16 protein-coding genes are annotated in these 15,926 nt (G+C 57.7%); 10 read left to right on the top strand and 6 right to left on the bottom strand.

The features are described from left to right. From hemX to hemC, 3 genes are read right to left on the bottom strand one after another with little or no spacing between them, the layout of a single operon-like run. A complete protein-coding gene (hemX, locus tag GVO84_RS21810; RefSeq protein ID WP_159515114.1) occupies positions 1 to 1,197 on the bottom strand; it encodes a uroporphyrinogen-III C-methyltransferase in 1,197 nt (398 codons plus the stop codon). A gap of 20 nt (positions 1,198 to 1,217) precedes the next feature. Continuing rightward, the gene (hemD, locus tag GVO84_RS21805) at positions 1,218 to 1,958 is read right to left on the bottom strand and encodes a uroporphyrinogen-III synthase (RefSeq protein ID WP_159515113.1); all 741 of its coding nucleotides are present in this window, start codon (positions 1,956 to 1,958) and stop codon (positions 1,218 to 1,220) included. Further along, positions 1,955 to 2,896, bottom strand: coding sequence for a hydroxymethylbilane synthase (gene hemC, locus GVO84_RS21800; protein ID WP_159515112.1), 942 nt, complete (start codon positions 2,894 to 2,896; stop codon positions 1,955 to 1,957). The genes hemD and hemC overlap by 4 nt, the downstream gene beginning before the upstream one ends. A gap of 350 nt (positions 2,897 to 3,246) precedes the next feature. On the opposite strand from hemC, the gene cyaA reads away from it, so the two are divergent. Next, positions 3,247 to 5,790, top strand: coding sequence for a class I adenylate cyclase (gene cyaA / locus GVO84_RS21795; RefSeq protein ID WP_159515111.1), 2,544 nt, complete (start codon positions 3,247 to 3,249; stop codon positions 5,788 to 5,790). 185 nt (positions 5,791 to 5,975) lie between these two features. Here the strand turns inward: cyaA and cyaY are convergent, their stop codons facing one another. Continuing rightward, the gene (gene cyaY, locus GVO84_RS21790; protein WP_023333807.1) at positions 5,976 to 6,296 is read right to left on the bottom strand and encodes an iron donor protein CyaY; all 321 of its coding nucleotides are present in this window, start codon (positions 6,294 to 6,296) and stop codon (positions 5,976 to 5,978) included. A 135-nt stretch (positions 6,297 to 6,431) separates the two neighbouring features. On the opposite strand from cyaY, the gene lptM reads away from it, so the two are divergent. The 8 genes from lptM (at position 6,432) to corA (ending at position 13,392) form a co-directional block, all read left to right on the top strand. Then, positions 6,432 to 6,635 carry an LPS translocon maturation chaperone LptM gene (gene lptM, locus GVO84_RS21785; protein ID WP_014885650.1) on the top strand — a complete coding sequence of 68 codons (204 nt, stop codon included), beginning with the start codon at positions 6,432 to 6,434 and terminating at the stop codon, positions 6,633 to 6,635. 35 nt (positions 6,636 to 6,670) lie between these two features. After that, positions 6,671 to 7,495 (top strand): diaminopimelate epimerase, encoded by an 825-nt coding sequence (gene dapF / locus GVO84_RS21780; protein WP_008501545.1) that lies wholly within the window; start codon positions 6,671 to 6,673, stop codon positions 7,493 to 7,495. After that, complete coding sequence (locus tag GVO84_RS21775) at positions 7,492 to 8,199, top strand: DUF484 domain-containing protein (protein WP_023309626.1); 708 nt, start codon at positions 7,492 to 7,494, stop codon at positions 8,197 to 8,199. Before dapF ends, GVO84_RS21775 begins: the two co-directional genes overlap by 4 nt. Beyond that, positions 8,196 to 9,098 (top strand): tyrosine recombinase XerC, encoded by a 903-nt coding sequence (xerC, locus tag GVO84_RS21770; protein ID WP_159515110.1) that lies wholly within the window; start codon positions 8,196 to 8,198, stop codon positions 9,096 to 9,098. Before GVO84_RS21775 ends, xerC begins: the two co-directional genes overlap by 4 nt. Continuing rightward, on the top strand, positions 9,098 to 9,814 hold the full coding sequence (gene yigB / locus GVO84_RS21765) for a 5-amino-6-(5-phospho-D-ribitylamino)uracil phosphatase YigB (protein ID WP_159515109.1): 717 nt from the start codon (positions 9,098 to 9,100) through the stop codon (positions 9,812 to 9,814). The genes xerC and yigB overlap by 1 nt, the downstream gene beginning before the upstream one ends. Positions 9,815 to 9,921: 107 nt before the next feature. Continuing rightward, positions 9,922 to 12,084: a DNA helicase II gene (gene uvrD, locus GVO84_RS21760; protein WP_033146899.1), complete on the top strand. Its 2,163-nt coding sequence runs from the start codon at positions 9,922 to 9,924 to the stop codon at positions 12,082 to 12,084. Between the two features lie 149 nt (positions 12,085 to 12,233). Then, a complete protein-coding gene (ysgD, locus tag GVO84_RS21755) occupies positions 12,234 to 12,290 on the top strand; it encodes a YsgD/CorL family protein (RefSeq protein ID WP_212743980.1) in 57 nt (18 codons plus the stop codon). Between the two features lie 151 nt (positions 12,291 to 12,441). Further along, positions 12,442 to 13,392 (top strand): magnesium/cobalt transporter CorA, encoded by a 951-nt coding sequence (corA, locus tag GVO84_RS21750; RefSeq protein WP_008501540.1) that lies wholly within the window; start codon positions 12,442 to 12,444, stop codon positions 13,390 to 13,392. A 74-nt stretch (positions 13,393 to 13,466) separates the two neighbouring features. Here the strand turns inward: corA and rarD are convergent, their stop codons facing one another. Both rarD and yigI read right to left on the bottom strand, forming a co-directional pair. Further along, on the bottom strand, positions 13,467 to 14,363 hold the full coding sequence (gene rarD, locus GVO84_RS21745; protein WP_023333804.1) for an EamA family transporter RarD: 897 nt from the start codon (positions 14,361 to 14,363) through the stop codon (positions 13,467 to 13,469). Positions 14,364 to 14,414: 51 nt separating this feature from the next. Beyond that, positions 14,415 to 14,882 carry an acyl-CoA thioesterase YigI gene (gene yigI, locus GVO84_RS21740; protein ID WP_032644790.1) on the bottom strand — a complete coding sequence of 156 codons (468 nt, stop codon included), beginning with the start codon at positions 14,880 to 14,882 and terminating at the stop codon, positions 14,415 to 14,417. A gap of 163 nt (positions 14,883 to 15,045) precedes the next feature. Here yigI and pldA point away from each other — a divergent pair, with 163 nt between their 5' ends. Next, the gene (gene pldA / locus GVO84_RS21735) at positions 15,046 to 15,915 is read left to right on the top strand and encodes a phospholipase A (protein WP_045357184.1); all 870 of its coding nucleotides are present in this window, start codon (positions 15,046 to 15,048) and stop codon (positions 15,913 to 15,915) included. Positions 15,916 to 15,926: the final 11 nt, after the last annotated feature.

The raw sequence follows: 15,926 nt of genomic DNA, 5'->3' as shown, positions 1-15,926 counted from the left end.
TTACTCTCCTTGCGGTGCGCTTTCAGGCGCCGGAGCCGGGGCAGGTGCCGCTCCGCCCGACGGCTCTGCCGGCACGCCCGGCTGCGCCAGCAGGTTACGTACGCGCGTCTGCATCAGCTTCTCCAGAATCGGCTGGCTGGCCAGCTTATCCGGCACGTTCATGGTGATGTTCTGCTGGCTCAGCTTATCAATGTCTTCGAGGAAGGCGGTGGTCGTCGCATCATCGGTGTTGTAGTAGGCGCGTACCCACGTTGAAACGTTATCCAGTGCCTGTTTATAGGTCTCTTCCTGATGACGCGGTACGGCCTGAGCCGCTACCAGCAGGCGGGAACGAATGTTTTCGCGCAGATAGATATCCTGGTTCGGCGCCAGCAGCGGCACGGCGGTTTCGTCGCGACGGCGGATAGTGATGAAACTGTCCATAAAGTTCTGCCAGCTTTTCTGCAGGTTTATGCGCCATTCGCTCAGGGAGCTGGAAAGCTCGGTACCGTCGGAATCCATCGGGGAGTCGTCGTCGTTATTATCCGCCAGCTGCAGGTTATCAATCTGATTCGAAAGCTGGTTCACCTTGAGGATAATGCCGTCGTAATCCACCTGCGAGACGGCGGAGAGGCTGGCAATATCTTCGGTGATCGCGCGACGTGCAGTAATGAGGCTTGGGTCGTTCATGTCTGCCAGGCTCGCATCAGCGCTTTTCAGCAGCGCCGCGGCAGTGGTGACGTCCTGATCGCTCCAGAGCTTACGTCCGGCGAGCTTCACCAGGAAGTCCGCCTGCGAGAGCAGCCAGGTTTTGGCATCGGTGCCGGAAATTGTGGCGACTTTCTGCTGCACGTCGCCCAGCTGTTTGGTCAGCTCTTCCTGTTTGCTGTTCGCCTCGGCAAGCGCGGCGGCCTGCTGTTTAATCACCGCTTCCAGCTCGGTTTTCTGCGTCTCCTGCGCTTTTTGCAGGGCAGTGAGCTGATTCACCAGCGCGTCGCTGGTGGACGTTTGATTAGCACCCTGTTGCTTCACCAGACCGTACAGGCCAACCCCTGCTGCCAGCGCAATGGCGATGGCAATCGCGCTCAGCGTGAGGCTCGTTTTATTGCTGCCGTTTTTCTTCTCAGCGGTTTTCTCTGTCGTCTCTGGCTGTGGCGTCGTCTCCACAGTCTCCCTGGTCTCTTCAACCACGGCGGAGGATTTGTCGTGTTCCGTCATTATGGCTTCCCATTTGAGAGTTATTGTAATGCGCGCAGCAGCGCATCGTTGTCGGCGTTATCAGCGATCCGAATATCCTGCCAGCCCAGTTCCCGGGCCTGGTTCGCCAGACGCTCACTGACGACCAGAAGCCGACAGCGGAGTAACCAGTTTTCGTGATACCAAAGCGGTATCAGCGACCAAAGCTGTTGTAACATTTCACCGCTGGTGACCACCAGCGTATTAATGCCGCGCGCGTGCCAGCGCATCGCCTCTTCCGCGCCATCGTAGTGTTTTGCACAGCGCTGATAGCACTCAATAAACGTCACGTCTGCACCACGTTCACGCAGCGTTTCGCCCAACAGTTCGCGGCCACCATTACCGCGCAAAATGAGCGCACGCTTTCCGGCAATAGTTTGTAATTCAGGTAATTGTAGCAAGACTTCACTGATTTCCCGATCTAACGGGTAACGAACGTCCGCGCTGCTTACGGTATGCAGCGCCAGTGCCGTTGTGCGGCCAATCGCGAAATAGCGGGGGGCGGTTGGCCAGGTCAAACCCTGCTGTTGCAGCTGCGCGTGGGCAAATTCCACGGCATGTTGCGACAGCGCAAACAGCAGGTCGCCTTCCTGAAGGGTATTCATCTGGTCGGCGAGCGCAGAGAGCTCCCGACCGGGGGAGAATTCAATGAGCGGAAAACTCCAGGCCACCTGCCCCAGTGCGCGCAGACGGCTCACTAACTGCTCTCCTGCGGGAGAAGGGCGGGTGACGAGAATACTCATGCAGGGGGCTCTCCATTATAAACGTCAGCCAGAATCTCGCGGGCGCCGTTATCCAGCAGCTCTTCAGCCAGCGACACGCCAAGCTGCTCGGCATCTTGCGCTTTACCGCGACGTTCGCCGCGTACCATCTGCGAACCGTCCGGGGCGCCCACCAGCGCGCGCAGCCACAGTTCGCCATCTGTTAATTCAGCATAGCTGCCAATCGGAACCTGGCATCCCCCTTCGAGGCGGGTATTCATCGCACGCTCGGCTTTTACGCGAATAGCGGTCTCGTCGTGGTTCAGCGGCGCGAGCAGTTCGCGGGTACGCGCATCGTCCAGACGGCACTCGATGCCGACGGCGCCCTGGCCCACGGCCGGCAGCGACAGTTCTGGCGGCATCGCCACGCGAATGCGCGACTCCATCCCCAGACGCTTCAGGCCGGCAACGGCGAGGATAATGGCATCGTAATCGCCGTTATCCAGCTTGCCCAGACGCGTGCCGACGTTACCGCGCAGCGAGCGAATGATCAGGTCAGGACGACGCTCCGCCAGCTGACACTGACGGCGTAAACTGGACGTGCCAACCACGCTCCCCTCCGGCAGCGCGTCGAGCGAGTCATAGTGGTTAGAGACAAACGCATCGCGCGGATCTTCGCGCTCGCAGATGGTCACCAGCCCCAGCCCTTCCGGGAACTCGACGGGCACGTCTTTCATCGAATGTACGGCGATATCGGCGCGGTTCTCAAGCAATGCCAGTTCCAGCTCTTTGACAAACAGGCCTTTGCCGCCCACTTTCGCCAGGGGCGTATCGAGGATCACGTCACCGCGCGTGACCATCGGCACCAGCTCGACGCGCAATCCGCTGTGGCAGGCTTCAAGGCGCTGCTTCACATAATGTGCCTGCCAGAGCGCGAGAGGGCTTTGGCGTGTGGCAATTCTCAAAACATTGTCTAACATGCTTGTTACCGTCATTATCAATCGCTAACCATCCTAACATTGTTGACTCTGGGATGGCAGTTTTACGGTTGATGAAGCGTGAGAGGGACAAGGCGGCGTATTCGTCAGCCATAGCCGTATTCAGGAATTTACACGTACAGAACGGTGCTACACTTGTATGTAGCGCATCTTTCTTTACGGTCAACCGGCAAGGTGTTAAATTGATCACGTTTTAGACCATTTTTTCGTCGCTACCACCAAAAATGATAAGGGCGAAAAAGGGTAACGGTTATCTTTTTGAAATACTGCGGGTCCGCTGTTATTCGTGTTTTGAATAGCTTGCGACACCCGGAAACATCAGGCGATACGTCTTGTACCTCTATATTGAGACTCTGAAACAGAGACTGGATGCCATTAATCAACTGCGTGTGGATCGCGCGCTTGCTGCCATGGGCCCTGCTTTCCAGCAGGTATACAGTCTGCTGCCGACATTATTGCACTATCACCATCCGCTGATGCCTGGCTACCTTGACGGTAACGTTCCCCAGGGCATTTGCCTTTTCACGCCTGATGAAACCCAACAGCATTACCTGAACGAGCTGGAACTCTACCGCGGCATGCCGCCACAGGAGTCTCCGAAAGGCGAACTGCCGATTACCGGTGTTTACTCTATGGGGAGCACCTCATCGGTAGGGCAAAGCTGTTCTTCGGACCTGGACATCTGGGTCTGCCATCAGTCCTGGCTCGATAACGACGAGCGTCAGCTGCTGCAGCGCAAGTGCAGCCTGCTGGAGAGCTGGGCGGCCTCGCTCGGTGTGGAAGTGAGCTTCTTCCTGATTGATGAAAACCGTTTCCGCCATAACGAAAGCGGCAGTCTGGGTGGTGAGGACTGCGGCTCGACTCAGCACATCTTATTGCTGGATGAATTTTACCGTACTGCTGTGCGTCTGGCCGGGAAGCGTATTCTGTGGAATATGGTCCCGTGCGAAGAAGAAGAGCATTACGATGACTACGTCATGTCGCTTTATGCGCAGGGCGTACTGACGCCAAACGAATGGCTGGACCTCGGCGGTCTGAGCTCTCTGTCAGCCGAAGAGTACTTTGGCGCAAGCCTCTGGCAGCTCTATAAAAGTATCGACTCGCCGTACAAAGCGGTGCTGAAAACGCTGCTGCTGGAAGCCTATTCCTGGGAATACCCTACGCCGCGCCTGCTGGCGAAAGATATCAAGCAGCGTCTGCACGACGGGGAGATCGTCTCCTTCGGGCTGGACGCCTACTGCATGATGCTGGAGCGCGTGACCGAATACCTGAAAGCCATTGATGACACCACGCGTCTTGACCTGGTGCGTCGATGTTTCTATCTCAAAGTCTGTGAGAAATTGAGCCGCGAGCGCGCCTGCGTGGGCTGGCGTCGTGAAGTGGTCAGTCAGTTAGTGAAAGAGTGGGGATGGGACGAAGCGCGTCTGTCCATGCTCGACAACCGGGCCAACTGGAAAATCGATCAGGTGCGTGAAGCGCACAACGAACTGCTCGATGCGATGATGCAAAGCTACCGTAACCTGATCCGCTTTGCGCGCCGTAACAACCTCAGCGTTTCCGCCAGCCCGCAGGACATCGGGGTGTTGACCCGTAAGCTGTACGCCGCGTTTGAAGCGCTGCCGGGTAAAGTCACCCTGGTTAACCCGCAGATTTCGCCAGACCTGTCAGAACCGAACCTGACCTTTATCTATGTGCCGCCGGGCCGCGCGAACCGCACCGGGTGGTATCTGTATAACCGTGCGCCAAGCATGGATTCGATCGTCAGCCATCAGCCGCTGGAATATAACCGCTACCTGAACAAGCTGGTGGCGTGGGCCTGGTTCAACGGCCTGCTGACCTCGCGCACGCGCCTGTTTATCAAAGGCAACGAGGTGGTTGATCTCGCTAAGCTGCAGGAGATGGTCGCGGATGTCTCGCACCACTTCCCGCTGCGTCTGCCTGCCCCAACGCCGAAAGCGCTCTACAGCCCGTGCGAGATTCGCCATCTGGCGATTATCGTCAACCTGGAATACGACCCGACGGCGGCCTTCCGCAATCAGGTGGTCCATTTTGACTTCCGCAAGCTGGACGTCTTCAGCTTTGGCGAGCAGCAAAACTGCCTGGTGGGCAGCGTGGACCTGCTGTACCGCAACTCGTGGAACGAAGTGCGTACCCTGCATTTCAACGGCGAGCAGGCGATGATCGAAGCGCTGAAAACCATTCTCGGTAAGATGCACCAGGATGCCGCCCCGCCGGACAGCGTCGAAGTGTTCTGCTATAGCCAGCATCTGCGCGGCTTAATTCGTACCCGCGTGCAGCAGCTGGTTTCTGAGTGTATCGAACTGCGCCTCTCCAGCACCCGTCAGGAGACCGGACGCTTCAAAGCGCTGCGCGTCTCCGGTCAGACCTGGGGCCTGTTCTTCGAGCGCCTGAACGTGTCGGTACAGAAGCTGGAAAACGCCATCGAGTTCTACGGCGCGATTTCGCACAACAAGCTGCATGGCCTGTCGGTGCAGGTGGAAACCAACCACGTTAAGCTCCCGCAAGTGGTGGACGGATTCGCCAGCGAAGGGATTATCCAGTTCTTCTTTGAAGAGTCGGGCGAGGATGCCGGGTTTAACATCTACATTCTGGATGAGACCAACCGCGCCGAGGTGTATCACCACTGTGAAGGCAGTAAAGAGGAGCTGGTGCGCGACGTCAGCCGCTTCTACTCCTCTTCGCATGACCGTTTCACCTACGGCTCAAGCTTCATCAACTTTAATCTGCCGCAGTTCTACCAGATTGTGAACGTCGATGGTCGTACGCAGGTGATCCCGTTCCGGACCCAGGCCGTAACGCCTGCCGCGCCTGCCAATCAGGAAACCGCGCCGCTGTTGCAGCAGTATTTCTCCTGAGCCTTTTCGCCGGGTGGCGCTAACGCTTACCCGGCCTACGGTCAGAGCCGCTGTTGCCGGGTGGCGCTGACGCTTACCCGGCCTACGGTCCGAGCCGCTGTTGCCGGGTGGTGCTGACGCTTACCCGGCCTACGGTTCGAGCCGTTGTAGGCCCGGTAAGGCGTAGCCGCCACCGGGCAACAAAACTACCTGAAACTCACCGCCTCACCCGCCTGCGCCGTCGCCGCCTGTTCCAGCAGGTCCCAGAACGGTACGCCGCTACGGTCGCAAACCCACTCCCCGTCTTTCAGATCGAAATGATAGCCGCCCTGTTTAGCGGCCAGCCAGACCTGGTGAAGCGGCTCCTGGCGGTTAATAATAATTTTGCTGCCATTTTCGAAGCTCAGGGTCAGAATGCCGCCGTTGATTTCACAATCGATATCGCTGTCGCCGTCCCAGTCGTCAAGACGCTCTTCGATGGTCATCCACAGGTTGTCGGCAAGGCGATGGAATTCACTGTCGTTCATGGTTTTGTTCCTGTTTTTCGTGATGCCGGCAGTATAACCCTAAATAATTCCCGTTGCAGGAAAGCGGCAAACTCTTGCTTTTGTGTCTTCTCCTGCGATGATAGAAACAGATTTGAACTTACGGGCAACTTTATAATGAAAAACGCTTTCCGAACGCTTGCCGTTCTCATCACGCTGTTTAGCCTGACTGGCTGCGGACTGAAGGGACCGCTGTACTTCCCACCTGCGGATAAAACCGCGCCGCCGCCAACGAAACCCGTGCAAAGCGGCATTGAGTCTACCACGCCAAATACTAACGATCGTGGCGACAACGGCGGCCCGACTCAGGTTAATCTCTGACGACAACGTTCTGTACCCGCGCAATGGAGCAAATGATGCAGTTCTCTAAAATGCATGGCCTTGGCAACGATTTTATGGTCGTCGACGCGGTAACGCAGAATGTGTTTTTCTCCCCGGAACTGATCCGTCGCCTGGCGGATCGGCATCTGGGCGTGGGGTTTGATCAGCTGCTGGTGGTCGAGCCACCGTACGATCCCGACCTCGATTTCCACTACCGTATTTTTAACGCGGACGGCAGCGAAGTTAACCAGTGCGGCAACGGCGCGCGCTGTTTTGCCCGCTTTGTCCGCCTGAAAGGGCTGACCAACAAGCGTGATATTCGCGTCAGCACGGCCAATGGTCGCATGGTGCTCAGCGTCACCGATGATGAACTGGTGCGCGTGAACATGGGTGAGCCTAACTTCGAGCCCTCCGTCGTGCCGTTTCGCGCAAACAAAGCGGAAAAGACCTATATTATGCGTGCGGCCGAGCAGACAGTATTGTGCGGCGTCGTCTCAATGGGTAACCCGCACTGCGTGATTCAGGTTGATGATGTGGAAACCGCCGCGGTCGAAACGCTCGGCCCGGTGCTGGAAAGCCACGAACGTTTCCCGGAGCGCGCAAACATCGGCTTTATGCAGGTGGTGAAGCGCGAGCACATTCGCCTGCGGGTTTACGAGCGCGGCGCGGGCGAGACTCAGGCCTGCGGAAGCGGCGCCTGTGCTGCGGTGGCCGTGGGCATCTCTCAGGGGTTACTGGCAGAAGAGGTTCGCGTGGAGTTACCGGGCGGTCGGCTTGATATCGCCTGGAAAGGACCGGGTCATCCACTGTATATGACTGGCCCGGCGGCACATGTCTATGACGGGTTTATCCATCTATGAAACAACCAGGGGAAGAACTGCAGGAAACAGTGACGGAACTGGACGACAGAGCTGTTGTTGATTATCTGCTGCGCAATCCTGAGTTTTTTATTCGCAATGCACGCGTCGTCGAAGAGATGCGCGTGCCGCATCCGGTTCGCGGAACCGTGTCGCTGGTCGAATGGCACATGGCGCGCTCGCGCAACCACATCAATCAGCTTGAAGAGAACATGACGCTGCTGATGGAGCAGGCCAGCACCAACGAAAGCCTGTTCTATCGTCTGCTGCACCTGCAGGCGCGTCTGGCGTCGGCGCACAGTCTTGACGAGTTCCTCAGCCGCTTCCACCGCTGGGCCCGGGAGCTGGGGCTGGCGGGCGCAACGATTCGTCTGTTCCCTGACCGCTGGCGCATTGGCGCGCCGTCCGGGTTTACCCATCTGGCGCTCAGCCGTCAGGCGTTTGAACCGCTGCGCATTCAGCGTCTGGGCCATGAGCACCACTATCTGGGGCCGCTGAACGGGCCTGAGCTGCTGGTGGTATTACCGGAAGCCAAAGCGATTGGCTCGGTAGCGATGTCGCTGATGGGGCGCGATGGCGATCTGGGGGTCATGTTATTTACCAGCCGCGATGCGCATCACTATGAGCAGGGGCAAGCCACGCACCTGCTGCAGGAGATCGCCCTGATGCTGCCCGAGCTGCTGGAGCGCTGGATTGAGCGCGTATGACGGACGGACTGCTCGCCACTGACGTTTCGCGCTTTCTGCGCTATCTGGGCGTGGAGCGTCAGCTTAGCCCCATTACCCTGCTCAACTACCAGCGTCAGCTTGATGCCATCATGCAGATTGCCGATGAAATCGGCCTGAAAAGCTGGCAACAATGTGACGCTGCGACGGTACGCGGGTTCGTCGTGCATAGCCGTAAAAAAAATCTCAGCCCGGCGAGCCTGGCGCTCAGGCTTTCTGCGCTGCGCAGTTTCTTCGACTGGCTGGTCAGCCAGGGGGGCTTAAAAGCCAACCCGGCAAAGGGGATCGCCACGCCGAAAGCGCCGCGCCATCTGCCTAAAAATATCGACGTCGACGACGTAAACCGCCTGCTGGATATCGACCTTAACGATCCGCTCGCCGTGCGCGACCGCGCGATGCTGGAGGTGATGTACGGCGCAGGCCTGCGTCTGTCTGAACTCGTCAACCTTGACCTCAAGCATCTCGATCTGGAATCTGGTGAAGTGTGGGTGATGGGTAAGGGCAGCAAAGAGCGCCGTCTGCCGATTGGCCGGAATGCGGTCTCCTGGATTGAGCACTGGCTTGACCTGCGCGGGCTGTTTGGCAGCGAAGAGGATGCGCTGTTCCTGTCGAAACTCGGCAAACGGATCTCGGCGCGTAACGTGCAGAAGCGCTTTGCGGAGTGGGGCATTAAGCAGGGGCTGAACAGCCACGTTCACCCGCACAAGCTGCGCCACTCCTTTGCGACACACATGCTTGAGTCGAGCGGCGATCTGCGCGGCGTGCAGGAACTGCTGGGCCACGCAAATCTGTCGACCACTCAAATCTATACCCACTTAGACTTCCAACACCTTGCCTCGGTGTATGACGCGGCGCATCCACGCGCCAAACGGGGGAAATAATGCGTTTTTACCGCCCACTTGGTCAGATCTCGGCCCTGACGTTTGACCTTGATGACACCCTTTATGACAACCGCGAGGTGATCCTGCGTACCGAGCAGGAGTCGCTGGCGTTTGTGCAGAACTACCATCCCGCGCTGAAAGCGATACAGAACAAGGACTTTCAGAAGCTGCGTCAGTCCCTGCGTGAGACCGAGCCGGACATTTACCACGACGTGACCGAATGGCGTCGTCGTGCGGTTGAGCAGGCGATGCTCAACGTGGGCCTGAGCGTGCAGGACGCGGCCATCGGGGCCGAAGCGGCAATGGAAAACTTCGCCAAATGGCGCAGCCGTATCGACGTGCCGCAGGAGACCCACGAGACGCTGGCGAAGCTTGCTGAAAAGTGGCCGTTGGTGGCCATCACCAACGGCAATGCCCAGCCGGAGCTGTTTGGCCTGAGCGATTACTTTGAATTCGTGCTGCGCGCGGGCCCGCACGGGCGCGCGAAGCCGTTCAGCGATATGTACCATCTGGCGGCGGACAAGCTTAACCTGCCGCTGGGTAACATTCTGCACGTGGGGGATGATCTGACCACGGACGTGGCCGGGGCTATCCGCTGCGGCATGCAGGCCTGCTGGATCAAGCCGGAAAACGCCGACCTGATGACCACGCTGGACAGCCGTCTTCTGCCGCACGTGGAAATTTCACGGTTGGCATCCCTCACGACGCTGATATAATCACCAGTAATATTGTATAAATTACCAGGGGTTTGCAGTTGTAGGCCCGGTAAGCGAAGCGCCACCGGGCGTTTTGCTGTGTTCCTGAATACTATGTGACGGTGCCAATGGACGTTTCTTACCTGCTCGACAGCCTTAATGATAAACAGCGTGACGCGGTTGCCGCCTCGCGCACCAACATGCTGGTGCTGGCTGGGGCGGGCAGTGGTAAGACGCGCGTGCTGGTTCACCGTATCGCCTGGCTGCAGAGCGTGGAGAACTGCTCACCGTACTCCATTATGGCGGTGACGTTTACCAACAAGGCGGCGGCAGAGATGCGCCACCGTATTGCCCAACTGATGGGCACCAGCCAGGGCGGCATGTGGGTCGGCACCTTCCACGGTCTGGCGCACCGCCTGCTGCGCGCGCACCATATGGACGCCAACCTGCCGCAGGATTTCCAGATCCTCGACAGCGAAGACCAGCTCCGCTTGCTGAAGCGCCTGATCAAGGCGATGAACCTCGACGAGAAGCAGTGGCCGCCGCGTCAGGCGATGTGGTACATCAACGGCCAGAAAGACGAGGGGCTGCGCCCGCATCACATTCAGAGCTTCGGCAACCCGGTCGAGCAGACCTGGCAGAACGTCTACAAGGCCTATCAGGAAGCGTGCGATCGCGCCGGTCTGGTGGATTTCGCCGAGCTGCTGCTGCGCGCCCACGAGCTGTGGCTCAACAAGCCGCACATCCTGCAGCACTACCGTGAACGCTTCACCAATATCCTGGTGGACGAATTCCAGGATACCAACAACATCCAGTACGCGTGGATCCGCCTGCTGGCCGGTGATACCGGCAAGGTAATGATCGTGGGCGATGATGACCAGTCGATTTACGGTTGGCGCGGGGCGCAGGTAGAAAACATCCAGCGCTTCCTCAACGATTTCCCCGGCGCGGAAACCATCCGTCTGGAGCAGAACTACCGTTCAACCAGCAACATCCTGAGCGCGGCCAACGCCCTGATTGAAAACAACAACGGGCGTCTGGGGAAAAAGCTGTGGACCGACGGCGTCGACGGCGAACCGATTTCGATTTACTGCGCTTTCAACGAGCTCGACGAAGCCCGCTTCGTGGTGAACCGCATAAAAACCTGGCAGGACAACGGCGGCGCGCTGGAGCAGTGCGCCATTCTCTATCGCAGCAACGCCCAGTCGCGCGTGCTGGAAGAGGCGCTCCTGCAGGTGAGCATGCCGTACCGCATTTACGGCGGCATGCGATTCTTCGAACGTCAGGAAATCAAAGATGCGCTGTCGTATCTGCGCCTCATTGCGAACCGTAACGACGACGCGGCGTTTGAACGCGTGGTCAATACGCCGACCCGCGGGATTGGCGACCGCACGCTGGACGTGGTGCGTCAGGCCTCGCGCGATCGCCAGCTGACGCTGTGGCAGGCGTGCCGCGAGCTGCTGCAGGAAAAAGCCCTCGCCGGGCGCGCAGCCAGCGCGTTACAGCGCTTCCTTGAGCTGATTGACGCCCTGGCGCAGGAAACCGCCGACATGCCGCTGCACGTGCAGACCGACCGGGTGATTAAAGACTCCGGCCTGCGCACTATGTACGAGCAGGAGAAAGGCGAGAAGGGCCAGACCCGTATTGAGAACTTAGAGGAGCTGGTCACGGCAACGCGCCAGTTCAGCTACAACGAAGAAGACGAAGACCTGATGCCGCTGCAGGCGTTCCTCTCCCACGCCGCGCTGGAAGCGGGCGAAGGGCAGGCGGACACCTGGCAGGATGCGGTTCAACTGATGACTCTGCACTCCGCCAAAGGCCTGGAGTTCCCGCAGGTGTTTATCGTCGGGATGGAAGAGGGGATGTTCCCGAGCCAGATGTCGCTGGATGAAGGCGGCCGTCTGGAAGAGGAGCGTCGTCTGGCCTACGTGGGCGTGACGCGCGCGATGCAAAAGCTGACGCTGACCTACGCCGAAACCCGCCGTCTGTACGGTAAAGAGGTTTATCACCGTCCGTCGCGCTTTATCGGTGAACTGCCGGAGGAGTGCGTGGAAGAAGTGCGTCTGCGGGCGAGCATCAGCCGTCCGGTCAGCCATCAGCGCATGGGTTCGCCGATTGCGGAAACCGACACCGGCTACAAGCTGGGCCAGCGCGTGCGCCATTCGAAGTTTGGCGAAGGCACCATTGTGAATCTGGAAGGCAGCGGCGAGCACAGCCGTCTGCAGGTGGCGTTCCAGGGGCAGGGGATCAAATGGCTGGTAGCGGCCTATGCGAAGCTGGAAACAGTCTAACATTCAGAAAAATATCATTATTTTGTAATAATCTGCTAGCCTTATACAGTGAAGGTCAATTAATGCCCTTCAGCGTTCCGTTGCGTGTTGACGCCACAGTTATAGCTGGCGTAACATGCGCGCACGATTACGCTAAGAGGACATTCGCCTTGGACACACCCAGTAGATACTGGCTCAATTCCCTGTCATCCAGGAACAACTCCTAAGGCTATCTCCTCTTGCTGATGGCCTTAGTGGTTGTCAGCGACCTGCATTATTCCCGTCGCGCTGAGTCAGGCTGTTTAATGGTCTGAAACCCAATTTGTTTCTGTGTGCCCACCGAACTGTCCGATATTTTTTGCATTGGGAGTCCCGGTCATGTTGAGCGCATTTCAACTCGAAAATAACCGACTGACTCGGCTTGAAGCCGAAGAGTCACAGCCCCTCATTGATGCCGTATGGGTGGATCTGGTCGAGCCGGACGACGATGAGCGCCTTCGCGTACAATCTGAGCTGGGGCAAAGCCTGGCAACCCGCCCGGAACTGGAAGACATCGAAGCATCCGCGCGTTTTTTTGAAGACGAAGACGGTCTGCACATTCACTCCTTCTTCTTCTTTGAAGATGCGGAAGATCACGCGGGTAACTCCACCGTGGCGTTTACCATTCGCGACGGCCGTCTGTTTACCCTGCGCGAGCGCGAGCTGCCGGCATTCCGTCTCTACCGCATGCGCGCCCGCAGCCAGGCAATGGTGGACGGTAACGCTTACGAGCTGCTGCTCGATCTGTTCGAGACCAAAATTGAACAGCTGGCGGACGAAATTGAAAACATCTACAGCGATCTGGAAAAGCTGAGCCGCGTGATCATGGAAGGCCATCAGGGCGATGAGTACGACGAAGCGCTCTCCACGCTGGCGGAGCTGGAAGATATCGGCTGGAAGGTACGTTTGTGTCTGATGGATACCCAGCGCGCGCTGAACTTCCTGGTGCGCAAGGCGCGTCTGCCGGGCGGTCAGCTGGAGCAGGCGCGTGAGATCTTACGAGATATCGAATCCCTGCTGCCGCACAACGAATCCCTGTTCCAGAAGGTGAACTTCCTGATGCAGGCGGCGATGGGCTTTATCAACATTGAGCAGAACCGCATCATCAAGATCTTCTCGGTGGTGTCCGTGGTGTTCCTGCCGCCGACGCTGGTGGCATCCAGCTACGGGATGAACTTTGAGTTTATGCCGGAGCTGAAGTGGAGCTTTGGTTACCCGGGGGCGATTATCTTCATGATCCTCGCGGGGCTGGCGCCGTATCTGTACTTTAAGCGTCGTAACTGGCTGTAAAAATCTGGCGGGTGGCGCTGCGCTTACCCGCCCTACGATAGAATTCCCTCTTCCTGTGGGAGAGGGTTACAACATCACAGCCCTTTGCGCACCCTGCGTTGGGTATAAATCGCATCCGCGACGAAAATCGCCAGCGCCACCCAGATAAAGGCGAACGTCACCATCTTATCCGCACCCGGCACTTCGCCGTAAAACACCACTGCCAGCAGGAACATCAGCGTCGGGCCAATATACTGGAAGAAGCCCAGCGTGGAGAGACGCAGACGCGTCGCGGCACCGGTGAAGCACAGCAGAGGAATGGTGGTCACCACGCCCGCCGCCATCAGCATCAGGTTCAGCGACCACGGGTTGCTGCCCATATGGCTGGTCGCGCTGTCGGCGATGCCAAAGAGATAAATCGCCGCCACGGGGAGCAGCCACAGGGTTTCAAACAGCATCCCCGTCTGCGCTTCCACCGCAATCTTCTTACGCACCAGGCCGTAGAACGCAAAGCTGAACGCCAGGCCGAGGGCAATAATCGGCAGCGAGCCGAAGGTCCAAAGCTGCACCAGTACGCCGCAGAAGGCCAGAATCACCGCCACCCACTGCATCCGGCGGAAGCGCTCACCGAGGAAAATCATCCCCAGCACGATGTTCACCAGCGGGTTAATGAAGTACCCCAGGCTCGCTTCGAGCATGTGATGGTTATTCACCGCCCAGATAAACAGCAGCCAGTTGCCGCCAATCAGCACCGCTGAGAGCGCCAGCAGGAAGACCTTTTTAGGGGTTTTAAACAGCGTTTTGACGCCCGACCACTGACGGCTGAGGCTCATCAGCGCGATCATAAAAAAGAACGACCAGATAACGCGGTGAGTCAGGATCTCATCGGCCGGAACGTAGGCGATAAGCTTGAAATACGCCGGGGCGATACCCCAAATAAAATAAGCGGCAAGGGCGAGTAAAACGCCCTGCCGCGTCTGTTTAGCATCCATCGGGAAAATCCGTTACAAAGAAGTGAATTAATTTTACCCGATTTTGCCGTATCAACCCACCATATAAGTGGCGGTTGCGCTGGCGATATACACCTGTTCTTCGTTGTGTAACTCAACGCGCGCCACGGCAACTTTATTCCCCGCGCGCAGCAGGCTGCTGGAACAGGTAAAGCGATTTCCGCGCCCCGGGCGGAGGTAGTCGACGCGCAAATCAATGGTCCCCATGCGCGCCAGACGCTGGCGGAGTTCGTCTTCGTTGATGGTGTCATGGCGGGTCAGCGTACTGCCCACGCAGACCAGACCTGCCGCCACGTCCAGCGCGGAGGCGATCACGCCGCCGTGCAAAATACTTTGCGCCCAGTTACCCACCATCATCGGCTGGTTGTTGAAGCTCAGCTGGGCAAAATCTTTCTCGTAACGCTCCAGCTCCAGTCCCAGCGCACGGTTAAACGGCATATGGTAAACAAAAATCTCGCCCACGAGTTTTAACACTTCTTCGGCGGTAAGCATGGCTGACATGAGGCATCACATCCTTATTGTTAACGAAATGTTGATTTTATGCCTCGGCAACAAGGAATTCCACTTTCAGAAACGAGGATGCAGCAGTTGTCGCAGAAGTCTGTAGAATGTCCGCCACATAACTATTCAGCTAATTTTACTCTTTTGCAGGAGAACACCACCGATGCGGACGTATCTGGCATGGTTACTGGCGGCGGTTGCGCTGCCCCTCACAGCATATGCGCAGGAAGCGACGATCAAAGAGGTGCATGATAAACCTGCCGTTCACGGTAGCATTATCGCGAACCTTCTTCAGGAGCATGACAATCCGTTCACGCTCTACCCGTATGACACCAACTACGTGATTTATACCCAGACCAGCGATCTCAACAAAGAGGCGATAAGCTCCTATAACTGGTCTGATAATGCGCGTAAAGATGAGGTGAAGTTCCAGCTCAGCCTCGCGTTTCCGTTCTGGCGCGGTATTCTGGGGCCGAACTCGGTGCTCGGGGCGTCTTACACCCAGAAATCCTGGTGGCAGCTCTCTAACAGCGGCGAGTCCTCACCGTTCCGTGAAACAAACTATGAGCCGCAGCTGTTCCTCGGTTTTGCAACGGATTATGAGTTTGCGGGCTGGACGCTGCGTGACGTCGAAGTGGGCTTTAACCACGATTCCAACGGTCGCTCTGACCCCACCTCGCGCAGCTGGAACCGCGCCTATACGCGTCTGATGGCGCAGAACGGTAACTGGATGGTGGAAGTGAAGCCGTGGTATGTAGTCGGCAGCACTGACGACAACCCGGATATCACCAAATATATGGGCTACTACCAGCTCAAAGTCGGCTACCAGTTAGGTGATGCCGTGCTCAGCGCCAAAGGTCAATACAACTGGAACACCGGCTACGGTGGTGCGGAAGTGGGCTTAAGCTATCCAATGACGAAGCATGTCCGTATCTATACTCAGGTGTACAGCGGTTACGGCGAGTCGCTTATCGATTACAACTTCAACCAGACCCGCGTCGGCGTGGGCGTGATGCTGAACGATATTCTCTAGGCTGCTCGAAT

The organism is Enterobacter sp. SM3 (assembly GCF_009811935.2).
Classification (GTDB): domain Bacteria; phylum Pseudomonadota; class Gammaproteobacteria; order Enterobacterales; family Enterobacteriaceae; genus Enterobacter; species Enterobacter asburiae_D.
Note: the sequence above shows the minus strand (reverse complement) of the source record. Positions and strands in the feature narration are given on the sequence as shown.